Source organism: Maribacter sp. R86514, from assembly GCF_044597005.1.
Lineage (GTDB): Bacteria > Bacteroidota > Bacteroidia > Flavobacteriales > Flavobacteriaceae > Maribacter.
The window spans coordinates 3,001,981-3,026,656 of record NZ_CP138999.1 but is presented as its reverse complement, the minus strand read 5'-3'; the positions used below and the strand labels follow the sequence as shown (position 1 = coordinate 3,026,656).

Here is a 24,676-nt window from a genome sequence, read left to right as displayed (position 1 = left end):
TTTTTAAAACTTTATGATTAAAAGACTATCCTTTAACGTTAGCGCTTAAAAATTCGCGGTTCATTCTGGCTATATTCTCTAATGAAATTCCTTTAGGGCATTCAACTTCGCAAGCACCGGTATTGGTACAGTTACCAAAACCTTCAAGATCCATTTGTGCAACCATGTTTTTAACACGATCTACAGCTTCTACCTGACCTTGAGGTAATAATGCATACTGAGATACTTTTGCACCTACAAATAACATGGCAGAGGCATTTTTACAACTTGCTACACAAGCACCACAACCTATACATGTAGCGGCGTCCATAGCTTCATCTGCTGCATGTTTTGAAATTAATGTAGCGTTCGCATCTTGCGTATTACCCGAGGTATTGACCGAGATATATCCACCAGCGTGTTGTATTCTATCAAATGCTCCTCTATCAACCACTAAATCCTTAATTACCGGAAATGCCTTAGCTCTAAATGGCTCTATCGTAATAGTATCACCATCGTTGAACATACGCATATGTAATTGACAAGTAGTTACCCCTCTATCAGGACCGTGCGCTTCGCCATTAATGAACATAGAGCACATACCGCAAATACCTTCTCTACAATCGTGATCGAAGGCTACAGGCTCTTCACCTTTATTTATTAATTGTTCGTTAAGAACATCCATCATTTCTAAAAAGGACATGTGTTCAGATATTTCTGTCACTTTATAGTCGACCATTTTACCCTTGTCGTTCGCATCTGATTGACGCCAAATTTTAAGTGTTAAGTTCATGCTACCTTCTTTATTTATAACTTCTTTCTTTAACTTCTATATTTTCATAAACGAGGTCCTCTTTATGCAATACGGCATCTTTTGGTTCCCCCTTATATTCCCAAGCAGAGACAAATTGGAATTCGGTAAGTCTTTTCGCTTCACCTTCTTCTGTTTGGTGTTCTTCTCTAAAGTGTCCACCGGCAGATTCTTCTCTAACCAATGCATCTTTAGCAAATAATTCTCCTAACTCTAAGAAATCTGCAACTCTACCGGCTTTTGCCAATTGTTCGTTATATTCTGTCGTAGTTCCTGGAACATTTACGTTTTTCCAAAAATCTTTTCTTAGTTCAGATATTTCATTAATTGCAGTTTTTAAGCCTTCTGCATTACGAGACATACCACATTTATCCCACATTATTTTACCTAATTTTTTGTGGTAGTAATCTACAGAATGTTCTCCTTTGTTACTGATAAAGAAATTGATTCTATCTGTTACTTCTTTTTCTGCTGCATCAAACTCAGGTGTATCCGTTGGTATTTTACCTGTTCGAATATCATTGGAAAGATAATCGCCAATAGTATATGGTAGAACAAAATACCCATCTGCCAAACCTTGCATTAATGCAGATGCGCCTAATCGGTTTGCACCATGATCAGAGAAGTTTGCTTCCCCAATGGCATAACAACCAGGTATGGTCGTCATTAGGTTATAATCTACCCAAACACCGCCCATTGTGTAGTGAACTGCTGGGTAAATCATCATTGGTGTTTTGTATGGATCTTGATCAACGATTTTCTCATACATTTGAAAAAGGTTACCATACTTTGCTTTTACAATAGAAGCACCTAATTCATATATTTTTTCTGCGGATGCATTGTTGATACCGTGAATTTTAGCTTGCTCTTTACCGTATCTTTCAATAGCGGCGGCAAAATCCAAATAAACAGCTTCACCTGTTGCATTTACTCCATAACCCGCATCGCAACGTTCTTTTGCAGCTCTTGATGCAACATCACGTGGAACAAGGTTACCAAACGCAGGGTATCTTCTTTCTAAGTAGTAATCTCTTTCGTCTTCAGACAAATCGGTTGGCTTTTTCTTGCCTTCGCGAATAGCCTTAACATCGTCTAAGTTCTTTGGTACCCAAATACGCCCGTCATTACGCAGCGATTCTGACATTAATGTCAATTTAGATTGGTAATCCCCAGATCTTGGAATACATGTTGGGTGAATTTGAGTATAACAAGGATTTGCGAAAAATGCTCCTTTTTTATGTATTTTCCAAGATGCGGTAACGTTAGATCCCATAGCGTTGGTAGAAAGAAAATAAACATTTCCATATCCACCGGAAGCTATAACTACGGCATGTGCAGAGTGGCGTTCTATTTCACCTGTAACCAAGTTACGGGCAATGATACCACGAGCTTTGCCATCAACCTTAACTACATCCAACATTTCATGACGATTGTACGGGGTAATTTTACCACGTGCAATTTGTCTGTTCATAGCAGAATAGGCACCAAGCAATAATTGTTGTCCGGTCTGTCCTTTAGCGTAAAAAGTTCTTGAAACCAATACGCCACCAAAAGAGCGGTTGTCCAATAACCCACCATATTCACGTGCAAAAGGAACCCCTTGTGCAACACATTGGTCAATAATATTTGCAGAAACCTCTGCTAATCTATATACGTTTGCTTCTCTTGAACGGTAATCACCACCCTTTACGGTATCGTAAAATAAACGGTAGGTAGAATCACCATCTCCTTGATAGTTCTTTGCAGCGTTAATACCACCTTGTGCAGCAATAGAGTGTGCTCTTCTCGGAGAATCTTGGTAACAAAATGTTTTTACATTATAGCCCAATTCTGCTAAAGTAGCAGCAGCAGAACCACCTGCCAAACCTGTTCCAACAACGATAACATCAATATTACGTTTGTTGGCGGGGTTAACCAAATTAATATGGTTCTTATAATCGGTCCACTTAGTTTTCAACGGACCTTTAGGTACTTTTGAGTCTAATACAGACATAAGTAATAGGTGTTAATGATGATTAAAATGATGAAAAAGGGCAATGAAAATAAATCCTAACGGAATTAAAATCGAATACACTTTTGCAAACAATTGTAATTTTTCTTTTCTCATGCTAGACGCACCTGCAGACTGAAATGCAGAACTAAAGCCATGCATAAGGTGTAGTGACAAGAATATGAAGGCGATTACATAAGCACCAACACGTAAAGGGTTCTCAAATTTATGAGCTAATTCCTCATAATATCGGAAGCCTTCGCCGTTTGGCAGTAAGCCGGTCATGTCTCCATCAATAAACTTGGTATTGATTTCTGGTATCCAGAAATCGATAAAATGAAGTACTAGGAAAGCCAAAATAGCTAAACCACTGTAAATCATATTACGGCTCATCCAAGATGAATTGGCAGCACCATTGTTTTTAGCATATTTTTTTACTCTAGCACTTCTGTTCTTCGCTTCTAAAATGAAACCCATCACAAAATGATAGATAACACCGAAAATTAGAATTGGCTGTAATACATATTGTACGGCCCAAAAAGTACCCATAAAATGCGAAGCTTCATTGAACGCATCGGGACTGAAGACCGATAAAATGTTTATAGCAAAATGCTGAAGTAGAAAAAACATTAAAAAGAAAGCAGAAAGCGCCATTGCGTACTTTCTACCAATCGAAGATTTAAAAAATCCGCTCATTAGTTGTTAATTTTATATGCGAAGTTACATCACAAGCTAGTTATTAACAAGAATTAAGCAGTTTTAGTATGTCAATTTAGACTGATTTTAATATCATTTTTAGAGATGTTTAAGTTTTTTATAAAATTCACGTGTGTAGATTCGCAAACTTTCAACAAAAAAATGAGAATAATTTTAAAATTTATACTGAATTTTTAGAAATCTGCAGTGCCCATGCAACAGCTTCATCCAAATTTGTAAACATTCTTATTCTTTTTGGGAATATTAAGTTCTTAAAAAACGTACTCAAGATATTATTTTTCAATGGCCCCACCGAAGCTATATATTGCATATCAAATCGGTTTTTATGATACTTAAACCATTCAAAAGGAGCTACACGATATTTATTTACCCTATTGGCAATGTAAATTAGCGGAATGTCTTTGTCATAAATTTCTTGTGCGGCATAAACCGCTTTTTTTGCATTTTTCCAGTTAAAATGTGCACCTTCATGCATTTCAGAAATGACAATACCACCTTTAAAGAAATAGAAAACACCAAATTCAAATTCTCTAATTTCCTTTATTTGATTTATTAATTCGAGTTCTCGAACTCTTTTCATGCCTATAATTGTCAGAAGGCAAAGATACTGGTTATTAACTCAATAGCTTATAAAAACATCGACGAACGGTAAGGTTATTAGTTGGGATTCTTTAGTTGACATACAGCAATTATTTTTCCATATCCTTCAACTGAATTTCTAATGCTTTAGTCGATAATTGTACTTCTATCAATGAGAGTACTAATGATACCATTAAAGCGAATAAGCTAACCCCAAAGATTAAATTAGCCCAAAAGGTAAGTTCTACATAAATTAAAGTCATTGTAATTACCGCCAACAAAAAGCTTACTATGGCGGTTGCCTGCATGTTTTTGATAATGGTAAGCCGTTTTCTTAGTTTTTGCACTTGTAGACCTACTGACTGTGATGCTGTTTCTTGATATTTTTGATGTAGTTGGCGTATTAATGCCGCAATAGCCAAATAACGAGCGTTATAGGCTAGCATGGTCAATGAAATGGCAGGAAAAAGTAATGCAGGTATACCTAAAGTGAGTTCCATAAATAATATTTCTTAATCTGTAGCTATGCCGAAATAGGTCCAAGTGACATCAATGTCAAACGGATTGGATTGTCCATGAATTTCACCTGGTGCTATGGTAATGCATTTTCCGGGTCCTACTTCATATGCTTCTCCAGATATGGTGAAAATGGCTTTGCCGGTTTGTATATGAAACACTTCGAACATGGTGTCATGCTTGTGTAATTCTACTTTTTGACCCGGTTTAAAAACAGCAGTACCATACATCATTAATTGTGGTATCTCATCACGATCAATCAGTGTTCTTTTCTTTATACTTGGGTCATGACTTACCCCTAAATCAGGTAGTTCGTTCCAATCTACTATTTTCATGTGGCTATTCTATATCAAAAGTTACCTTTTCAGTGGTTCCGTTTCCAATAATTTCAACGCTGTAACTGCCAGTTGGTAAATATGTGCTACCATTTTTGGCTTGTTTTAAAACAGTTTTATGCTTTTTAAGATAATTTAATTTACCAGATTTTGAAAATGCAACATCATACGATAAGATGTTTAATCCCTTACTGGCTATAATTTCCGTCTCACTAACCACAATATTATCAGATGATTTTATTTTGGCTAGGTATACATCATCTCTGTCTGAGTAGAATGTAATGTCTAAACCTGGTGTTCTAGCTTTAGACCATGAACTCCAAGAGTTACCCCATCGTGAAGAATGTTTGATATTTTCCAAAGGGTAAACATGTAAGTCTTTGTTTAATATTTCTGATGTCATGCTTTGTAATGCGGAAATATCGGCTTTGTAAATACTTCTACCGTGTGTACCCACTAACAAATGTTTAGCTTCTTTCTGAATAACCAAATCATGCACGGCTACATAAGGCATTCCATTTTGAAAAGATTGCCATGTTGCACCTCTATCTAAAGTAACATATAGTCCATTATCCGTACCTACAAATAATAGATTTTCATTTTCAGGGTCTTCAATAATTACATTTATGGCAGAGGTTGGTATGTTTGCCGAAATGCTTTTCCAAGTAGCACCTTTGTCTTCACTTACATATACATACGGAGTAAAATCATCTGAGCGATAGCCATTTAAAGTGGCATACACCCTGTTTTTTTGATGTTTGGAAGCGATAACCCTGCTAACCCATAAATTTTGTGGTAGGTTTTTAGAAATAACATTCCAAGTACCACCACCATTTTCTGTGCGTTGTATGAATCCGTCATCACTACCGGTATATAGTAATCCAAATTTGAAAGGTGATTCTGAAATGGTTGCTAAGGTTCCAAATGCTACATTACCCTTTTTTCCGCCTTGGGTTAAATCGCCAGAAATGGTTTCCCAAGTATCGCCTTGGTTTAAGGAACGATGTAGCTTGTTGCTACCCATGTATAAAATATCTTGATTATGTGGGGAAAGTAGAATAGGGGACTGCCAGTTAAAACGATAAGGTGTTTCACCTAACTCATGCTTTGGCTGAATATAGTTGCGTGTTTCATTTTCTAAATCTATTCTGAAATAATTACCAAATTGGTATCCCGTATAAACGATATTAGCATTGCGATTATCTACTTCTACCTGCATACCATCGCCACCCATAATTGATTTCCATGGGTATTGACCTGTTTGTTGCCATTTGCTGTTTTCTTCAGCATTATTCGGTCCCATCCAAACGCCGTTATCTTGAAGTCCGCCATACACATTATATGGTTTTTCATTATCCACCGCTATGGCATAAAATTGACCAACGGTAGGTGAATTGTTTTTAAACCAATGTTTACCATCATCATAACTAGTATTTACACCACCATCATTTCCATTTATTAAATGTCCTGGTAAATTAGGATTTACCCATACCGCATGGTGATCAGAGTGTACATTGTCGCCACTTATAGAACTGTATGTTTTACCACCATCTTTAGAAGCTATTATTGGTACCCCAGATAAGTAAATGGAATCAACATTATTAGGGTCTACGGTTATTTGCGCAAAATAATACCCGTAACTATAGAATAAATCGTCTATATAATCTTCATTTTGCTTTGACCATTTGCTACCGCCATCATTACTACGGTACACTTCTGCACCAATTACAGGTGTATCAAAAAGCATAGAGTTGGCATCTTCTAAGTACAAGGCAAGGTCTGTAGGTTTTACAGCATTGCTACGTACCATCTGTTTTACATTTGCAGCTCTGTATTTTTCGTGAAAATTATTGGTCTTTAAAAACTCGTTTAAGTCTTTATCGTTTAGGTCTAAGAATTGTTCTTTTGATAGGATCTTAAAATCATCTTTGGTCAACCCAGCTTGCTTTTCTTTCTTTTCTTCGGATGCGTCTCTTCTAAATTGACTGTCATGCACGGCATAAATGGTATTGTCATCAAAAACAGCTAAACCAATTCTACCAACACCTTCACCTGTAGGAAAACCGCTGGTCGGAGTAGAAATTTTAGTCCAATTATTTCCTGCATCAATACTTTTGTAAATGCCAGAACCTTCACCATTTCCAATAAAATCCCACGCTTTTCTATCTTTTTGCCAAGCTGCGGCATATTGAATGTTGTAGTTTTTTGGCGAAACGGCAACATCTATTATTCCTGTTTTGTCATCAATGAACAATGTGTTTTTCCAAGTTTTTCCACCATCTGTAGTTTTGTAAATACCGCGCTCTTTATTTGTAGAATATAAATGACCCGTTACGCCAACCGTTACCTCATTAGCATTATCAGGATTCACCACAATGCGACCTATATGGTGTGAATCTGATAAACCCATATGTTGCCACGTTTTACCTTTGTCGCTAGATTTTAAAATACCGATACCCGCGTATGATGAACGAGAAGAATTGTTTTCCCCTGTACCTACCCAAATAGTACCACTCTGCCAGTGAACGGCAATATCACCAAGATTTTGGGTTTGAGTTTCATCCATTACGGGAGTAAAAGAATTACCGTTGTTGTTGGTATACCACAATCCGCCAGAGGCATAGGCAACGTAATATTCTGTAGGGTTATTTTCATTGACCGCTAAATCAACAACACGACCGCTCATGACAGATGGACCTATATTTTTCAGCGGAATGTTTTTAACCAAAGAACTTGCGTCCATAGCTTTTTTTGCTTGTAAAGACGCATCTATTTTTTGCGATGAGGTAGGTTGAATTTGTGCCGTTGCTATAGAAATGCTGGCGAATACTAATAGGTAAAATTGTTTCATTTTCATGTTGTTGATAGTGCTGATGGTAAGTTACTGATTACTTATGCTCTTGGCAAACTGTAATATCATTTGACTAAACTTCTATTTTAGTGATGCTTTTAATTCTTTCGATTTCGCTTGTATTTCTTTTTGTGCTTTGGAAATGGCCGTTTTAATGTCAGAATTGGTATTAATGTCATTAATAGAATTGAGCGATGATAAATACCACTCTTCCCAAGCCGTAATAATTTTTTCTTCTTCTTTAAAGGAGCTTCCATTTTTAAGTGCAGATTGGCTGAGTTCTGCTTCGTCTTCTAAACGTTGATTTGCTCGCTTCTTAAGATTTTCAATTTGTGCTTGGGCAAAAATATCTGATGCATTTACCAATTCCAGTCCACTAACTAAAGCCGCCGTGCCTACATTTTTCAAGGTTTTTTGAGATACCTTGTCAATACGGTCGTTATCGGTATGGTAAAATTGGTCTGTAAAGTGCCAAAGTAAAAGTCCGGGAATGTTAGCCTGTAAAAACGGAGTATGATCACTACCGCCTTCAAAAGGGTTTGTTCCAACGACCCAATTAGCATATTCTCCTTGCTTTTTAAAGTTTGAAATAATAAAATCATTGAGATAGTGGGGTTTCATATCCGCTAATTTTAAGACCTCACCACCCCATTCACTGTGCTTGTCTTTACCACGTGTCCAAATAGCACTTGGGTCTGGCATTTTTTCAATTAGGAAAGTTCCGCCAGTTACCGCGGTGTTTTCACCGACCATATCTAAACTAATTCCCCATTTAATACCTTTAGCTCGTTCTGAATTTTCTTGAATATACCGGTTGGTAGAAACAATTTCATCGCCCCATAAAAAGGTCATGCTACGCTTAAAATCTATTTTGTTATCCGTAAATAATTTAGAGGCTGTTTTAGCCATTTCTAATTGCGTACCAACGCCAGTTGCATTATCATTTGCGCCCGGTTCTTGAATATGTGCGCTATACACCAAACGCTCATCCGGAAATTTACTTCCCTTAATATCCGCAACAATAGTTAGTTCTTCTGACGGATATCTTTTGGTTTGGATATTCACCAGAACGTCTGTTTTTCCTTTTTTAAGCTGTGCTATTAATTTCTCTTTTGCTTCGTAGGATAGTGCAATGCCCCAAAAATTGTCATCATCCTGCGAAGGAAGACTTCTAAATTGTATAGAAGTAGTGTTCTTTTCTGGTTGTAAATATGCGGGATTATCATAAGTAAGAATCCCCAAAGCACCATTCTTTATGGCTGATTTGTAAAGCTTTCGAACATTCATTTCTGCAAATACCACTTTGCCTTTAACAGAAATTGTCTCTAGTTCATCAATAGATTTGATCCAAACTACTTCTGCCTTTAAACCATCTTTAGGGGTTGAAACCGAATTTAAATAAGTCATGTTACGGTTGGTTTCCGATACCAGTAAAGGCTTCTCTCTACCAACAATTTGCAATGATGCAGATACAGGTTCCCATGTTTGGTGTGTCATTGCCCGTTTTTCAATGCGGTAGGTAAATCGGTCACCTTTCTTGGCTTTTTCTTCTAAAACGTAACCTGCCGCTTTTAAACTATCTGCAATGAGGTATATGGTTTTATTAAAACCGGTATTGCCAACTACGCGCCAATAATCTTCTACAAAATCTGTGGTCTCGTATGCTAGCTGACCTGTAAATTCTGGACGTACAAGTTTAAAATAATCAACCTGTTTTTCTTCAACATGCTGTGAGCATCCTGTTAAAAAAGAAAGACAGAGTAGTGCGGGTACAATTCCCTGCCTCATTATAATTTTTTTGACTACGGTTATTCTTCCCATTTCCACTCGTTACCAATGATCAATTTTTCTTTTAAATCATTTTTAATCATAAATTCTTTAGTGGTTTCGCTATCCATTTTAGTAGCGGGTAATGTATCTGCATTTGCAAGCGCGTATAACATCATGGTTCCAAAACGTGCTGTGTTTTTCATATGATCTTCATTTACCAAATTGAAGTCGTCACAGTCAGAATGGTAACAACCATAAATAGAACGGTCTAGATTACTGTGCACAGATAAAATTGGCACACCTTCTAACATAAACGGTTGGTGATCGCTATGTAACCCTGACTTATTTGAAAACTTATTTTGATAGATGGTATCCTGCTTTTGAATTGCAGCTCCTAAATCTGTAAAGAATTGCTCATTATCTAACTGTCCGCCAGCGTTCATGCCAATAGGGTTACCAGACATATCTAAATTCATCATGTATTTAATGTTCTCGATAGTATTATTTTCAATTGCTTGTTCTACCAAATATTTAGAACCTAGTAATCCTTGTTCTTCACCCATGAACATCACGAATTTTACCGTACGCTTTGGGTGTAGGTTATTTGCTTTAAATGCTCTTGCAATGTCTAATACTGCAAACGAACCAATACCATTGTCAATAGCACCAGTGGCTAGATCCCAAGAATCTAAGTGACCACCAATAACAATTTCTTCTTCCGGAATCTCTGAGCCTGGCAATGTAGCTACCACATTTCTAGCTTTGATGACATCACTTGTATTGGTCATGTCAATTTTAGCAGTTGCTTTCTTAGATTTTAAAGTTTCTTTCAACGCCATACCATCTTCTTTGCCAATACATACTGCGGGTATCGGAATCAATTCTCCCGTAACCGATGCAGTACCTGTTAGTAGAACACCATTGTCCACTTGGTTGATGATGATAATACCAATAGCACCATACTTAATGGCTAAAGCTGTTTTTTCACTTCTGTGTAAATTGGTAAGTCCCTCTTCACTATCTGGAAGAATATTAATGTATACTAAAGAGATCTTTCCTTTAACGGCATCTGGGTTAGCTGCGTAATCTGCATCTAGACCATTACCCATATCTACAATTTCGCCGGTAACGTGTGCTTCTACAGGTGCGTGACCTAAAGTAACTACTTTAATATTTTCATCATTAATCTGTAAAGAAACCTCGTCTCTTGCCCAAGCCTCTACCTCAAAAGTTTGGTAGGCTACATCTTCAAAACCGTATTCTTTAAACTTATTATAGGTATACTCTTCTGCCTTAGCACCGTTGGCAGAACCCGTAAGTCGGTGACCAATAGTTTCAGTAGCTTCTTTTAATGAGCTGTAGCCTTTAGAATTTGCTTTGATTTCGGTATCTATACGTGCAAATAATTCAGCTTGTGATTCTTCTTTTTTGGTTTCTGAGCATGCCTGTAGACATAAAGCGCCTATAAATAGGTAAGCTATTTTTTTCATGAGTTGTTTGTGTTTGGTTTAGGTATACAAGTTAGCCAATTTGTAGTTAAGAATATGAGTAGGTGTTCTTGTAAATCTTACAATTCTATGACCTATTTTTTAAGGAAACAACACATAATGCGTAATTTTATATCAAAATAAGAATTCATGAAATACGATCAAATACCTAACTCCCTGTTTATAAAGAACCGTAAGAAGTTTATGGACCGCATGCAGCCTAAAAGCATAGCTGTTTTTAACTCTAACGATATCTACCCTATTGGTGCTGATAGCGTTTTGCCTTTTGAGCAGCATAGAGATATATTTTACCTTTCTGGGGCTGATCAAGAAGAAACAATTTTAGTATTATTTCCAGATGCCATTAATAAAAAACACCGCGAAATACTTTTTGTTCGTGAAACTAATGAACATATTGCCATTTGGGAAGGTGAAAAATTGACAAAAGAGAAGGCTACAGAAGTTTCAGGTATTGAAACAGTTTGTTGGTTACAAGATTTCGAGAAAATATTCTTCGATTTAATGACCGAAGCTGAAACTATATATTTCAATACCAATGAGCATTATAGACAAGCGGTAGAAACACAGACGCGTGAAGACCGATTTATAAAAAAATGCAAGCGAGAATATCCAGCTCATAAAGTTGCCAAGAGTAACCCAATTCTTCAAGAAATTAGAGGAATTAAGGAATCTGAGGAGATTGCTATTATGCAAACCGCATGTAATATCACCGAAAAAGGATTTCGTAGGCTGCTTGGTTTCGTGAAACCTGGAGTGATGGAATATGAGATCGAAGCAGAACTATTGCACGAGTTTGTTAGAAATAGATCGAAAGGTTTTGCATACCAACCCATTATTGCTTCTGGAAATAATGCCAATGTATTGCACTATTTAGAGAATAACAAACCTTGTAACGATGGTGATTTAATTCTGATGGATGTTGCAGCAGAGTATGCTAATTATTCTAGCGATTTAACTAGAACTATTCCTGCAAACGGAAAATTTACCAAACGCCAAAAAGAAGTGTATAACGCTGTTTTGCGTGTAAAAGATGAGGCTACTAAAATGTTGGTGCCTGGTACACTTTGGGCAGAATACCATAAAGAATGTGGTAAACTAATGACTTCTGAATTATTGGGACTTGGTTTATTGGATAAGGCAGATGTGCAGAATGAAAACCCTGAGTGGCCAGCGTATAAAAAATACTTTATGCACGGAACCAGTCATCACATTGGTTTGAATACACATGATTACGGAGCATTGAAAACACCTATGAAAGCTAATATGGTGTTTACCGTAGAGCCAGGTATTTATATTCCTGCAGAAAATATGGGTATTCGTTTAGAAGATGATGTGGTCATTCAAGAAAAAGGTGAGCCTTTTAACTTGATGGCTAATATTCCTTTAAAAGCAGATGAGATTGAAGAATTAATGAACAAATAAAAACGGAATATGAAATTAGTATCGTGGAATGTTAATGGTATAAGGGCTTCCGTTAAAAAGGGTTTTGAAGATATCGTAAAGGAATTTGATGCAGATGTTTTTTGCGTTCAAGAAACAAAAGCACAAGATGACCAAGTGGCTGAAGCTTTAAAAGGTATTACCGATTACAAGCTTTTCAGCAATAGTGCAGAAAGAAAAGGATATTCTGGTACTGGAATATTATCTAAGCAGGCACCTGTAAAGTTCGATAAGGACATGGGGGTTGAAGAACATGATTTAGAAGGAAGAATTACACATTCTGAATATGAACATTTTCATTTGATCAATGTTTATATTCCTAATAGTGGAAGCGGATTAAAAAGATTGGATTACCGTGCCGGATGGGATAAAGATTTTACTAATTACCTAAAAGAATTGTCTAAATCGAAGCCTTTGATTATTACGGGCGATTTTAATGTAGCTCATACCGAGAACGATTTGGCAAACCCGAAGAGTAACTACAATAAAACATCAGGATTTACGCAAGTTGAAATTGACGGATTTGAGCACATGCTGAAAGAAGTAAACTTGGTAGATAGCTTTAGAAAGTTACACCCCAATACGTTCGATAAATATACCTTTTGGAGCGCAAGAGGTGGTGCACGAGGGCGAAATGTGGGTTGGCGTTTAGATTACTTTTTGGTAAGTGAATCTATTTGGGACAAAGTAAAGTCAGCCGAAATTCATGATCAGGTTATGGGTAGTGATCATTGCCCTATTAGTTTAGAAATAGAATTTTAGATTATGAGGTTATTAGTTTTGATTCAAGATACTTCTGAAATTGAAGAGAAAATGCAAGAAGCACCCAATAGTGCTTATGAGATAGGTGTCGTTATTGGCACCTATTTACCTTTTGTCGTCATGGTTTTAATAGCTTATGCGTTCTATTATTACTCTAAGAAAAGGAAAAATTCGTAAGTGCTTTAAAGTGTGTTCGGCTTTTCCTTATACATAATATTGGTTGCAACAAACACCACCAACGCCGGCAAAACCCAACCTAAACTATATTGTTGAAGAGGTATCCATGAAAAAGTACCTTCTTCAAGTGTTAAGGCACTAATGCTTCCCAAAAAGTCTGGAATACTAAATATTATGGTAGCTATGGTTACGGATTTAAAAACAAGTGGCGAAGCATATTTATCTGGTACTACATTTAATAGAATAAGAATAATGGTTATTGGGTAAATGAACATTAAAGAAGGTACAGCTACTGCAATAATATACCCAACATTAAATTGCCCAACCAAAACACCTAATACACTACCAATTACTGCCATAATAGTATAAGCCAGTTTTGATTCTTTAAACGTAGCCGCTACAAAATCTGCCGTACCGGTTACAATCCCTACTGCCGTAGTAAAACAAGCCAAGCCTACTAGGATGCTTAAAAACAAATTACCTATGTTTCCTAGGCTTTCTATAGCCAAACCAGATAGTATTTCTGTTCTAGTGGTATCAGCATCGAATATAGAATGTACTAAAGATCCAGAAAGTATGAGTCCCATATAGATTAAGAACAACGCCAAACCTGCCAACCAAGCAGCGTTACGTATCAGTATTTTTTTATCCTCATAAGAAGCATTTACATATTTAAGGTTGATCGATATTATTATAACGCCGCCAACTACAACAGCACCAATCGCATCGAATGTCTGGTAACCTTCCAGTATTCCGTTTGTAAACGGACTAGCAATTGTGGTGCTTATAAAATCGAAAGGAAACGAGAAAACAGTAATTCCTATTATTAAAAGAAGAATTAGAATTATTGCAGGAGTTAATATTTTACCGAGTATGTTCAATATTTTAGAACGGTTCAAAGCAAATAATAAAACCAACCCAAAATAGATACTACTTGTAAACCATGAGGAGATATCCCAATAAGGCTGAATGGCCATTTCATGTGTTACCGAAGCTGTTCTAGGGCTAGGCAGTGCAATAGCAATGGCATAAATGAAAAAGGCATAGATTAAACTGAACGTTGGCGATACTTTGTTTCCAAAATCAATGAGCGTCCCCTGTAATTTTGCATGGGCCAAAATACCAAGTACGGGAATAGCTACTGCAGATAGTCCAAAACCAATTGTAACTATAAACCATTGGTCACCTGAATTAAAACCTAATAATGGTGGTAAAATAAGGTTGCCAGCTCCAAAAAAAAGAGAGAATAAGGCAAAGGATGTAACTAGGGTTTCCTTCTTTTTGAACATGGATGCAAATTAAGTGAAAGATTATTAAATAACAGGTAAGAGAGGCTTTTTCATTTTATGAAACAGCAAAAAAAAGGGTATTGACAACAGGTTATGTAAAACTCACAACAATTACTGGCACAGGCTTTTAATGTGTAGTACTTTAACAAAAGGAAACAAAGCGTATGCAAATTTCCTTGATTTTCAATCTAATATATTAACCGCATTTTCTCGATTGCCCAAATCGAAATTTTTGCTAAAAAACCTACAGCATGAAAAAAATATTCTGCAGCATCTTTGGTCATCACTATTCAATTTCAAAAAAGGTGACTTCTCATATTAAAGAGTACAAGTGTATTCACTGTCAAAAAGAAGTAACTACCGATGTAAGTGGTAACCTTTCTATTTTGACTCCTGAATTACAGGATATCAATAGAACTTTAGAGCATATTTATCAAAGAAGACATACTTCGGCACGTGCACATACGCCTACGCAACAAGTAGCTTAAATTTTTCAGATTTATCGGAATGAATTCCAGCCCTGTGCGGTCAATGGAATCTTTGTATTACTCCTTGAAATTAAGAATGCACCTTCGTCTTTTCCTGTAGTATGACCTATAACGGTCAAGTTTGGATTGCCCTTAATTTTCGGGAATTCTTTTTGGTCTATGGTAAACAATAATTCATAGTCCTCACCACCGCTTAAAGCAACTAAAGTACTATCTATCTTAAACTCTTCACAGGCAGAAATTACTGTAGGGTCTAAAGGAATTTTGTCTTCATACAAGTCAATTCCCAGTCCGCTACTCTTGCTTAAATGCAGGATCTCAGATGAAAGTCCGTCACTAATATCAATCATTGATGTTGGTTGAACTTCCAATTGTTTTAATAATTCAGGTATATCCTTTCTTGCTTCTGGTTTCAACTGTCGCTCTACGATATAAGAATAGGGTTCTAGGTCTGGCTGGCTATTAGGATTCACTTTAAAAACTTCTTTTTCACGCTCTAATACCTGCAGCCCCATATATGCGGCGCCTAAATCTCCGGTTACTACCAGAAGATCGTTTGGTTTTGCACCAGAACGGTAAGCAATATTTTCTTCATTTGCAATGCCAATTGCGGTAACGCTAATCATTAATCCTGTTTTAGATGAGGTTGTATCGCCACCTACCAGATCAACATTGTACGTTTTACATGCTGTAGCAACACCTGCATAAAACTCTTCAAGTGCCTCTAGCGGAAATCTATTAGAAACGGCTAAGGAAACGGTTACTTGTGTAGCTGTAGCATTCATGGCATAGATATCAGAAAGATTGACCATGATAGATTTATAACCTAAATGCTTTAATGGCATATAGGCAAGGTCAAAGTGTACACCTTCAATTAAAAGGTCGGTACTTAGAACTGTTTTAGATTTTTCATAATCTAGTACTGCTGCGTCATCACCAATTCCTTTTACGGTAGATTTTTGAGTAAGCTCAAAATCTTTGGTAAGGTGTTCTATGAGTCCGAATTCACCTAATTTCTCTAATGATGTTCTTTCTTGTTCTTTATCTTCTAGCATGATGCAAAAATAAGAAGTAAAACAAGATGTATGGCATAAAAAAATCCGAAGCTGAAAAGCTTCGGGTTTACTATTGAAAATATGAAAGTATTTATGGTTTACCCTAACGAATAACCTTCTCTATAGGTACGTTTCACGTATTTGTTTGCAGGTTCAAAATTGGTGATTTTCATATTTGCTGCATCCCATTGTAAACGTTTTCTGCCATAGTACTGTTTTCCACCTCCCCAGAAGCTTGGATTTTCTACGGTTGGGTCTACTTCAAAATATGATTTTAATGCCAAGTTTCCTATGAGTATGCTTTCTGTAAACGGACCAGCGTAATCAAAAGAAGAGCTTGTTTCAGCATTGCCATAACCTGCCATACATGCATTTACCCACTGTAAATAATGACCTTCAGGTACACGGGCAATAGTTTGTTCTACTTCAAATTGTTCGTTTAATGATAATGGTAACAAACGCGGATTTGCACCGTAGCAATCTGCCATTAATTTTCCTTTTGTACCAATGAAAAGTACACCACCATCCCAGTTTCCTAAAGCTTCGTCATCTCCTAATTCTTCTGGTCTTTCAGGTAGTAGTCCGCCATCCATCCAAGTGACTTTTATTTTTCCTTTGCCGTCCGTTCTTGGGTAGCTTAAATGTATTTTACTGGAGTTTGGAAAACTTTTTGGGTAGTCTTTGTATTGGAAATTTCCGCTGAATGAATCAGAAACACTGCATTCTACCGTATCAGGATATAAAATTGGAAGGATTCTATATACAGGGTCCATAATATGGCAAGCCATATCGCCAAGTGCGCCTGTTCCAAAATCTGACCAACCTCTCCAATCAAAAGGCAGGTAGGCATTATTGTAATCTCGCATTGCAGCGGTGCCTAACCAAAGATCCCAATTCAAGCCTTTTGGTATCCGGTCTTTCTTGGTGGGAGTTTGTAATGCTTGTGGCCAAATGGCTCTGTTCGTCCAACATTTTACGGTGTGTACTTCCCCAATTATGCCCGTATCATAAATTTCTTGCATAGTACGTACGCCATCACCGGAACCACCTTGGTTGCCCATTTGTGTAACTACCTTGAATTTCTTTGCAGATTCGGTTAGCATTCTTGCTTCCCAAATATCATGGGTTAATGGTTTTTGAACGTACACATGCTTGCCCATTGACATTGCCTGGTATGCTGCAACAGCGTGGTTGTGATCAGGAGTAGCTACAGAAACGGCATCTATATTTTTACCCTCCTTATCCAACATTTCCCTATAATCATTAAAATAACTGGCTTTTGGAAATGATTCTCTAGAGGTAATTGCTTGTCTATTATCAACATCGCAAAGCGATACGATATTTACATGGGCACTCTCGGCAAAAGATGCAATATCACTTTGACCTTTTCCACCCACTCCTATGCCAGCAATGTTTAGTTTATCGCTTGGCGGAATGTAGCCGGTACCCCCCAAAACGTGTCTGGGTACAATCATAAAACCGGCTGCCGCCATACCGGTATTTTTCATAAATTTTCGGCGGGTGTTGTTTTTGATGTTTGATTTGTTGTGTGACATAAGTTGTTGTTGTTTGATTTGGTATTGAAGGTAATTGAAATCTCTTAGATTTTGGTGGATTGTAAGGTGTTTTGAATTGTGTATCGATAATTATTTCAGTCTTATTAATTGATTAATAGTTAATTATGAAATATATAAGGTTCTGTATTAAACATTTTGCTTGTGTAGTTAGGGTATGAAATTCTTATTTATACACCTATGCAAATTATATTATGTTCGAGAAATAGATTTCAGTTTTTTTATGTATATGTAGGCGCATTTAGTATTGTTCTCAAAAAAGAAAGGCAAAGTTTCTTAATTAACAATACACAGCATGGTACAAGGTAAATGACCTTGTTGAATTGCAATATTTGTTTTCTTATGAAGTATAGTATTTCTCTATTAGAATATACTTTATAATAATGTTAGGTTCTATGGAAAAAACAGACTTATGACGTATATTTGTAAACTATTTAGATTAAATCTAATTCATTATGATTCAAGTATCAGAAACGGCTAAACAGAAAGTAATAAACCTTATGACAGAGGAAGGTTTTGACGCTACTACGGATTATGTACGTGTGGGGGTGAAGAGTGGCGGATGCAGTGGATTGTCTTACGAGTTAAATTTTGACGACAAGAAAGATGATGCTGATAAAGTATTCGAAGACAACAATGTACGAATTATTGTAGATAAAAAAAGCTTTTTGTACTTAGTAGGAACAGTATTGGAATACTCAGGCGGACTCAACGGAAAAGGGTTTGTTTTTAATAACCCAAATGCACAAAGAACGTGTGGTTGTGGTGAGAGTTTTTCATTATAAACGTTAAGTAAAAAAGAGAAAAAGAAAATAAGTAAAGGTTGTTATGTATAGTTCTTTTGAAGATTTAGAAGTATACAAATTATCGATAACATTTACTGGAAATATCTATAATCTGTTAGATAGGCAACCGTTAAAAAGTGATTTTGCAATGGTTGACCAATTAAGATGAGCAACTATTTCAATTTCTAATAATATTTCTGAAGGTTTTGAAAGAGAAACTGACAAGGAGTTGATTAGGTTTCTTTATTTTTCAAAAGGTTCTTCTGGTGAAGTCAGGAATCTTTTTAATGTAATGGAAGAAATTGGATATTTTGATAAAAGAGAATTAATAGAGTATAGAGAGCAGATTGTTGTAATTTCAAAGCAGTTGGCGAACTATATTAAATATGTTAAAAAGAGATGTGGTTAATTTTTAACTCTTTTACTTTTAGCTTATTAACTATAAATATATGGCATATACAGAAGAAGAATTAAAGAAAGAACTGGAAACCAAAGAGTATGAGTATGGTTTCTATACAGATATTGAGTCCGAAACGTTTCCCAATGGTTTAAACGAAGAAATCGTAATTGCTATTTCTAAGAAAAAGGGAGAGCCGGAATGGATGACACTTTGGAGATTAGAAGCTTTTAAATACTGGAAAGAAATGGAAGAGCCAGAATGGGCTAACGTTCATTACGAGAAGCCAGATTTTCAAGCTATATCTTATTATTCTGCGCCAAAGAAAGCTGATCCTAATAAAACATTGGATGATGTAGATCCAGAATTATTAGAGATGTACAAGAAATTGGGTATTTCTGTAGATGAGCAAAAAAAGCTTCAGAACGTAGCGGTTGACATTGTTATGGATTCTGTATCCGTAGCAACGACATTTAAAAAGACATTAGCTGAAAAGGGTATTATTTTCTGTTCCATTTCAGAGGCTATAAAAGAGCATCCGGAATTAGTAAAGAAATATATTGGTTCTGTTGTTCCACAAAGAGATAACTTTTATGCTGCATTGAACTCCGCTGTTTTTTCAGATGGTAGTTTCTGTTACATTCCTAAAGGTGTTCGTTGCCCAATGGAATTGTCTACTTACTTCAGAATTAATCAGGCAGGTACAGGTCAGTTTGAGCGTACTTTGGTTATTGCAGATGAAGATAGTTATGTAAGTTACCTTGAAGGCTGTACAGCACCTTCTAGAGATGAAAATCAATTACACGCCGCAGTTGTAGAGCTTGTAGCTTTAGATGGCGCCGAAATAAAATACTCAACGGTACAAAACTGGTTCCCTGGTAATAAAGAGGGTAAAGGTGGTGTATTCAACTTCGTTACTAAAAGAGCTATATGCGAAAAGAACGCTAAAGTATCTTGGACACAGGTTGAAACAGGATCCGCAGTAACTTGGAAATATCCTTCTTGTATCTTAAAAGGAGATAATTCTATTGGTGAGTTTTATTCTATTGCAGTAACCAATAATTACCAACAGGCAGATACCGGTACTAAAATGGTACACATTGGTAAAAACACCAAGAGTACAATAATTTCTAAAGGTATTTCTGCTGGTAAATCCCAAAATAGTTATAGAGGCTTGGTACAAGTGAATAGCCGTGCAGATGGCGCGCGTAACTTTTCTCAATGCGATTCTTTGCTAATGGGTAACGAGTGTGGTGCACATACTTTCCCATATATTGAAGCAAAGAACAAATCTGCTATGATAGAGCATGAGGCTACCACAAGTAAAATTGGGGAAGACCAAATATTCTATTGTAACCAAAGAGGTATAGATACAGAAAAAGCGATTGCATTGATTGTAAACGGTTTTAGTAAAGAAGTCCTGAATAAGCTACCAATGGAGTTTGCTGTAGAAGCACAAAAATTATTGGAAATTAGTTTAGAAGGTTCTGTAGGATAAAAAAGTAATTAAGATTTTAGTAAAACGCCGTAGGCGCCACAATATTTAAAGTAACATATTATGTTGAAAATTAAAGATCTACATGCTAACGTAGACGATAAGGAAATATTAAAAGGAATTAACTTAGAGGTAAAAGCAGGTGAAGTACACGCTATAATGGGACCTAACGGTTCTGGTAAAAGTACCTTGGCTTCTGTAATTGCCGGTAACGAGAATTTTGAGGTTACTCAAGGTTCAATAGAGTTAAGTGGTGAAGATTTAGAAGATGTTTCTCCAGAAGAAAGAGCACATAAAGGTGTTTTTCTATCTTTTCAGTATCCAGTTGAAATTCCTGGTGTTTCCGTTACCAACTTTATGAAAACGGCAATCAACGAATCTCGTAAGGCAAAGGGTCTTGAAGATATGCCAGCTAAAGATATGTTGAAGCTAATTCGTGAGAAATCCGAATTACTGGAGATTGACCGTAAGTTCTTATCTAGGTCATTGAACGAAGGTTTCTCTGGTGGTGAGAAAAAACGTAACGAGATTTTTCAAATGGCAATGTTAGAGCCTAAAGTTGCCATATTGGATGAAACCGATTCTGGTTTGGATATTGATGCTCTACGTATTGTTGCTAGTGGTGTCAACAAATTAAAGAGTAAGGATAATGCGGTAATCTTAATTACGCACTACCAACGTTTGTTAGAATATATAGTACCAGATTACGTACACGTTTTACATAATGGTAAAATCGTTAAGTCTGGTGGTAAGGAACTTGCGCTAGAGTTAGAAGAAAAAGGATACGACTGGTTAAAGCAAGAAACAGCGGTATAATTAAGTATACAGTATTCAGTGGCAGTAATTAGAGATTATAACTGCCAACTGCTACTGCAAACTGGCAACTGAAAAAATATGGATTTAAAAGATAAATTGATTTCCTCTTTTATGGCATTTGAGAACAACGTGGATGTTGAGCATCCAGTACACGATGTTCGTATGGCAGCTATAAAAAACTTCGAGGAAAAAGGATTTCCTTCTAAAAAGGAAGAAGCTTGGAAGTATACTTCATTAAATAGTATTCAAAAAATAGATTTTAGCATCTTTCCAAAAGAGCAGAACGCTTTAGAGTATAAGGATGTGAAACCTTATTTTATTCACGAAATCGATACGTATAAAATCGTTTTCGTTGATGGTATTTATAGTTCTTACCTTTCTGAAACTACACATGATGGTGTAGATATCTGCTTAATGAGTGCAGCGCTTACAAAGCCAATGTATAAGCAGGTAATTGATGTTTATTTTAATAAAATAGCATCTAAAGATGAATCTTTAACTTCATTGAACACTGCGTTCAGTAGAGAAGGGGCTTATATCTACATACCAAAGAATAAAATGCCAAAGAAACCTATAGAGATTTTACATTTCTCTACAGGTAATGAGGCTTCTTTATTATTACAACCAAGAAATTTAATTGTTGTAGAGGAAAATGCAGAGGTTCAAATTATTGAGCGTCACCAAAGCTTAACCTCTAATGAGGTGCTAACAAATGCGGTTACTGAGATATTCGCTGCAAAAAGTGCTATTGTAGATTTCTATAAAATACAAAATGATGCCCCTACGGCTTCACTGATTGACAATACCTATATTGATCAGAAAGATAAAAGTCTTGTTAAGGTGCATACGTTCTCTTTCGGTGGTAAATTGACCCGTAATAACCTTAATTTCTATCAAAATGGAGAGTATATAGACTCAACCATGAAAGGGATTACTATATTAGGAGAAAAGCAGCACGTGGATCATCATACTTTAGTGCATCATATTGAGCCTAATTGTGAAAGTCATCAAGATTATAAAGGAATCTATGGCGATGCTTCTACGGGTGTTTTTAATGGTAAGATTATCGTTGATAAAATTGCTCAAAAGACCAATGCTTTTCAGCAAAATAATAATATTTTGATAAGTGATAAGGCTAGCATCAATACAAAACCGCAATTAGAGATTTTTGCCGATGATGTAAAATGTTCTCATGGTTGTACTATTGGTCAACTTGATGAAGATGCTTTGTTTTATCTGCAATCTAGAGGAATTCCTCAGAAAGAAGCTAGAGCATTATTAATGTATGCCTTTGCAAATAACGTATTGTCTTCTGTTCGTATTCCAGAACTAAAGACTAGAATTAATAAATTGATTGCTAAGAAGCTAGGGGTGAACCTCGGGTTTGATTTGTAAGCTATATTAATTAAGAAATTTAAAAAGGGTAGTTATTTAGTTAGCTATCCTTTTTTTTATGCTTTTCAATCGTGTTTTAAGGTTAGTTACTTAAATTAATTACATAAGTTTGAATGTGATAGAAGGTGTTAATAGAAGGTACCTAATATAGTTGCGATAATTGCATTTTTTCTTAAAAAGTGTAGTGCTTTAGACATTTGGTTCTCTACCGTTTTAATAGAAATGTCCATGTCTTCTGCAATTTCCTTATATTTTCTTTTATGCAGTTTGTGCTGTATAAATACTTGTCTGCATCTTAAGGGTAATTGATTGATTAAAGAATATAATTTTTCTTCTTTTTTTTCTTTAATGCTGTTGTCGACATTACTTTCATAAATAACATCCCATTTTACTTGATCTAACCTATCGAATTTTATCTTTTTACTTTTCAAATGTTGTAAAAATTGATTGTGACAACATTTAAATAAATAGCTTTTTAGGGATGTGGTAATAATAATCGTTTTTCTTTTTTCCCAAAATTTAATGATGACTTCTTGAACAATATCTTCAGCCAAAGAACGATCATCGCATAGCTGAAATACATAGTTACAGAGCCAATTATAGTACTCTGAGAATATTTGCTCATATGCTTTTGCAGAGCCTTTTTTAAGCTCAATTATAAGTTCATTTTCTCTTTTTTTGGATAAAAGCATGGTGCAAAATAAAAAAAAATCAAAAAACATAGGGGTTTTTTATGAAAATTGCATCTTAAAGTTAAAAGATTGTTAATGCAGCACTATAAACATTTAATAGATAAATATTTATCGCAATCAATTTCTGAGGAGGAAAAAAGAATTTTGGGCTCTTGGGTTTTTGCCAATGAAGAGAACATGAATTTTTTTAAAAACCAAGTGCGCAATTTTAACAAACACACAGATCTAGATTTCGACGCGCTGTCATCTTATCAAGATTTTATACGAAAAACCGGTTTAAAAGATAAGAGAAGAAGTGTTTTTATGAAGCCGATGAAGTACGCTGCAATTTTTCTTTTGTTATTAGGTACTGGGCTATTCTTAAAAAAGGAATTTTTAGTTGAACCTCAGAAAGAGGTTCAAGTGAGTACAACCGTAGAAAAAGAGCTAAACTATGATGAAGATTCAATTGTTCTAAAATTGTCTGACGGTACTTCTAAAGTTCTTTCTGCAGATGGTGGTGAAGTTGTCTTAGATAAAAATGGTAATGTTATTGCTAGTAAAGCCGATAATTCCATGTCTTTTGATAATGAAGTTGACGGTAACGAAGCATTGGTTTTTAATGAAATATATATCCCTTACGGTGAAACGTTCAAGCTAACCTTGTCAGACGGTACTCAGGTATGGCTAAATTCTGGTTCTAGATTAAAATTCCCGCAGAAATTTGTTGGTACTCATACAAATAGAACGGTGTATTTAGAAGGTGAAGCTTTTTTTGATGTGACTACCAATAAGGAAAATCCATTTATTGTAAACACTAACGGTGTAGACGTAAAGGTCTATGGAACGATGTTCAATGTTTCATCTTACAACGAAGATGAAACTGTAGCGGCAACATTGGTCGAAGGTTCTATAAGCTTATATGAAACCAATGCTCCAGAAAAAGAGGTGAAAATAACACCAAGTCATCAAGCCACTTTTAATAAAAACAGTAGTCGTATTGAGAATAATAAGGTCGATACTGATCTGTACACGGATTGGATGCGAGATAAGCTTGTCATCAATGATTTAAAGTTTTCTGAAATACTTGCCAAGCTAGAGCGCAGAAACAATGTAAAAATCATAAACACTGTCAATGAACTAAATAATGAAACTTTTAGGGGAGAATTCGATGATGAAGAAATCGAGTTGATACTTAAGACCATATCTATGAGTACTCCTTTTAAATATGAAATAGAACAAAATATAATTACGATTTCAAAAAAATAGAGAAAGA

Annotated in this window: 23 protein-coding genes; 10 read left to right on the top strand and 13 right to left on the bottom strand. The window is 35.9% G+C overall.

Annotated features, from left to right (window positions below; translation table 11 throughout):
- Nucleotides 1-25: 25 nt before the first annotated feature.
- From SJY30_RS13175 to SJY30_RS13135, 9 genes are all read right to left on the bottom strand, one after another.
- Nucleotides 26-772 carry a succinate dehydrogenase/fumarate reductase iron-sulfur subunit gene (locus SJY30_RS13175; RefSeq protein WP_396632628.1) on the bottom strand — a complete coding sequence of 249 codons (747 nt, stop codon included), beginning with the start codon at nucleotides 770-772 and terminating at the stop codon, nucleotides 26-28.
- Between the two features lie 10 nt (nucleotides 773-782).
- The gene (locus SJY30_RS13170) at nucleotides 783-2,783 is read right to left on the bottom strand and encodes a fumarate reductase/succinate dehydrogenase flavoprotein subunit (protein ID WP_396632627.1); all 2,001 of its coding nucleotides are present in this window, start codon (nucleotides 2,781-2,783) and stop codon (nucleotides 783-785) included.
- A gap of 12 nt (nucleotides 2,784-2,795) precedes the next feature.
- Nucleotides 2,796-3,476, bottom strand: coding sequence for a succinate dehydrogenase cytochrome b subunit (locus tag SJY30_RS13165; protein ID WP_396632626.1), 681 nt, complete (start codon nucleotides 3,474-3,476; stop codon nucleotides 2,796-2,798).
- 181 nt (nucleotides 3,477-3,657) lie between these two features.
- On the bottom strand, nucleotides 3,658-4,077 hold the full coding sequence (locus SJY30_RS13160; protein ID WP_396632625.1) for a hypothetical protein: 420 nt from the start codon (nucleotides 4,075-4,077) through the stop codon (nucleotides 3,658-3,660).
- Nucleotides 4,078-4,186: 109 nt separating this feature from the next.
- Nucleotides 4,187-4,576 carry a DUF2721 domain-containing protein gene (locus tag SJY30_RS13155; protein WP_299798667.1) on the bottom strand — a complete coding sequence of 130 codons (390 nt, stop codon included), beginning with the start codon at nucleotides 4,574-4,576 and terminating at the stop codon, nucleotides 4,187-4,189.
- A gap of 12 nt (nucleotides 4,577-4,588) precedes the next feature.
- The gene (locus SJY30_RS13150) at nucleotides 4,589-4,927 is read right to left on the bottom strand and encodes a cupin domain-containing protein (RefSeq protein ID WP_396632624.1); all 339 of its coding nucleotides are present in this window, start codon (nucleotides 4,925-4,927) and stop codon (nucleotides 4,589-4,591) included.
- 4 nt (nucleotides 4,928-4,931) lie between these two features.
- Nucleotides 4,932-7,778 (bottom strand): WD40/YVTN/BNR-like repeat-containing protein, encoded by a 2,847-nt coding sequence (locus tag SJY30_RS13145; RefSeq protein ID WP_396632623.1) that lies wholly within the window; start codon nucleotides 7,776-7,778, stop codon nucleotides 4,932-4,934.
- 81 nt (nucleotides 7,779-7,859) lie between these two features.
- The gene (locus tag SJY30_RS13140; RefSeq protein ID WP_396632622.1) at nucleotides 7,860-9,566 is read right to left on the bottom strand and encodes a M28 family peptidase; all 1,707 of its coding nucleotides are present in this window, start codon (nucleotides 9,564-9,566) and stop codon (nucleotides 7,860-7,862) included.
- Between the two features lie 20 nt (nucleotides 9,567-9,586).
- The gene (locus SJY30_RS13135) at nucleotides 9,587-11,038 is read right to left on the bottom strand and encodes a M20/M25/M40 family metallo-hydrolase (protein ID WP_396632621.1); all 1,452 of its coding nucleotides are present in this window, start codon (nucleotides 11,036-11,038) and stop codon (nucleotides 9,587-9,589) included.
- A 147-nt stretch (nucleotides 11,039-11,185) separates the two neighbouring features.
- Here SJY30_RS13135 and SJY30_RS13130 point away from each other — a divergent pair, with 147 nt between their 5' ends.
- The 3 genes from SJY30_RS13130 to SJY30_RS13120 are packed head-to-tail and all read left to right on the top strand — an operon-like array spanning nucleotide 11,186 to nucleotide 13,435.
- On the top strand, nucleotides 11,186-12,478 hold the full coding sequence (locus tag SJY30_RS13130; protein WP_396632620.1) for an aminopeptidase P family protein: 1,293 nt from the start codon (nucleotides 11,186-11,188) through the stop codon (nucleotides 12,476-12,478).
- Between the two features lie 9 nt (nucleotides 12,479-12,487).
- Nucleotides 12,488-13,258, top strand: coding sequence for an exodeoxyribonuclease III (locus SJY30_RS13125; RefSeq protein ID WP_396632619.1), 771 nt, complete (start codon nucleotides 12,488-12,490; stop codon nucleotides 13,256-13,258).
- A gap of 3 nt (nucleotides 13,259-13,261) precedes the next feature.
- Nucleotides 13,262-13,435, top strand: a complete 174-nt coding sequence (locus tag SJY30_RS13120; protein WP_396632618.1) for a hypothetical protein — start codon at nucleotides 13,262-13,264, stop codon at nucleotides 13,433-13,435.
- Between the two features lie 5 nt (nucleotides 13,436-13,440).
- Here the strand turns inward: SJY30_RS13120 and SJY30_RS13115 are convergent, their stop codons facing one another.
- Nucleotides 13,441-14,724, bottom strand: coding sequence for a branched-chain amino acid transport system II carrier protein (locus SJY30_RS13115; protein WP_396632617.1), 1,284 nt, complete (start codon nucleotides 14,722-14,724; stop codon nucleotides 13,441-13,443).
- A 251-nt stretch (nucleotides 14,725-14,975) separates the two neighbouring features.
- Between SJY30_RS13115 and SJY30_RS13110 the strand changes: the two genes are divergently transcribed.
- Entirely contained in the window at nucleotides 14,976-15,212 is a 237-nt protein-coding gene (locus tag SJY30_RS13110) for a hypothetical protein (protein ID WP_133671370.1), read from the top strand.
- 11 nt (nucleotides 15,213-15,223) lie between these two features.
- Here SJY30_RS13110 and thiL read toward each other — a convergent pair whose 3' ends face one another.
- Both thiL and SJY30_RS13100 read right to left on the bottom strand, forming a co-directional pair.
- Nucleotides 15,224-16,267, bottom strand: a complete 1,044-nt coding sequence (gene thiL, locus SJY30_RS13105) for a thiamine-phosphate kinase (RefSeq protein ID WP_396632616.1) — start codon at nucleotides 16,265-16,267, stop codon at nucleotides 15,224-15,226.
- A 98-nt stretch (nucleotides 16,268-16,365) separates the two neighbouring features.
- The gene (locus tag SJY30_RS13100; protein WP_396632615.1) at nucleotides 16,366-17,775 is read right to left on the bottom strand and encodes a Gfo/Idh/MocA family protein; all 1,410 of its coding nucleotides are present in this window, start codon (nucleotides 17,773-17,775) and stop codon (nucleotides 16,366-16,368) included.
- A gap of 521 nt (nucleotides 17,776-18,296) precedes the next feature.
- Between SJY30_RS13100 and SJY30_RS13095 the strand changes: the two genes are divergently transcribed.
- From SJY30_RS13095 to sufD, 5 genes are all read left to right on the top strand, one after another.
- Complete coding sequence (locus SJY30_RS13095; protein WP_073241609.1) at nucleotides 18,297-18,626, top strand: iron-sulfur cluster assembly accessory protein; 330 nt, start codon at nucleotides 18,297-18,299, stop codon at nucleotides 18,624-18,626.
- Nucleotides 18,627-18,801: 175 nt separating this feature from the next.
- Nucleotides 18,802-19,035 (top strand): four helix bundle protein, encoded by a 234-nt coding sequence (locus tag SJY30_RS13090; protein ID WP_396635330.1) that lies wholly within the window; start codon nucleotides 18,802-18,804, stop codon nucleotides 19,033-19,035.
- 40 nt (nucleotides 19,036-19,075) lie between these two features.
- Nucleotides 19,076-20,521, top strand: a complete 1,446-nt coding sequence (gene sufB, locus SJY30_RS13085; protein ID WP_396632614.1) for a Fe-S cluster assembly protein SufB — start codon at nucleotides 19,076-19,078, stop codon at nucleotides 20,519-20,521.
- Nucleotides 20,522-20,581: 60 nt separating this feature from the next.
- Complete coding sequence (gene sufC / locus SJY30_RS13080; protein ID WP_036151120.1) at nucleotides 20,582-21,334, top strand: Fe-S cluster assembly ATPase SufC; 753 nt, start codon at nucleotides 20,582-20,584, stop codon at nucleotides 21,332-21,334.
- A gap of 78 nt (nucleotides 21,335-21,412) precedes the next feature.
- Nucleotides 21,413-22,729 (top strand): Fe-S cluster assembly protein SufD, encoded by a 1,317-nt coding sequence (sufD, locus tag SJY30_RS13075; protein WP_396632613.1) that lies wholly within the window; start codon nucleotides 21,413-21,415, stop codon nucleotides 22,727-22,729.
- A 128-nt stretch (nucleotides 22,730-22,857) separates the two neighbouring features.
- Here the strand turns inward: sufD and SJY30_RS13070 are convergent, their stop codons facing one another.
- The gene (locus SJY30_RS13070) at nucleotides 22,858-23,451 is read right to left on the bottom strand and encodes an RNA polymerase sigma factor (protein ID WP_396632612.1); all 594 of its coding nucleotides are present in this window, start codon (nucleotides 23,449-23,451) and stop codon (nucleotides 22,858-22,860) included.
- A gap of 45 nt (nucleotides 23,452-23,496) precedes the next feature.
- Here SJY30_RS13070 and SJY30_RS13065 point away from each other — a divergent pair, with 45 nt between their 5' ends.
- Nucleotides 23,497-24,669 (top strand): FecR family protein, encoded by a 1,173-nt coding sequence (locus SJY30_RS13065; protein ID WP_396632611.1) that lies wholly within the window; start codon nucleotides 23,497-23,499, stop codon nucleotides 24,667-24,669.
- Nucleotides 24,670-24,676: the final 7 nt, after the last annotated feature.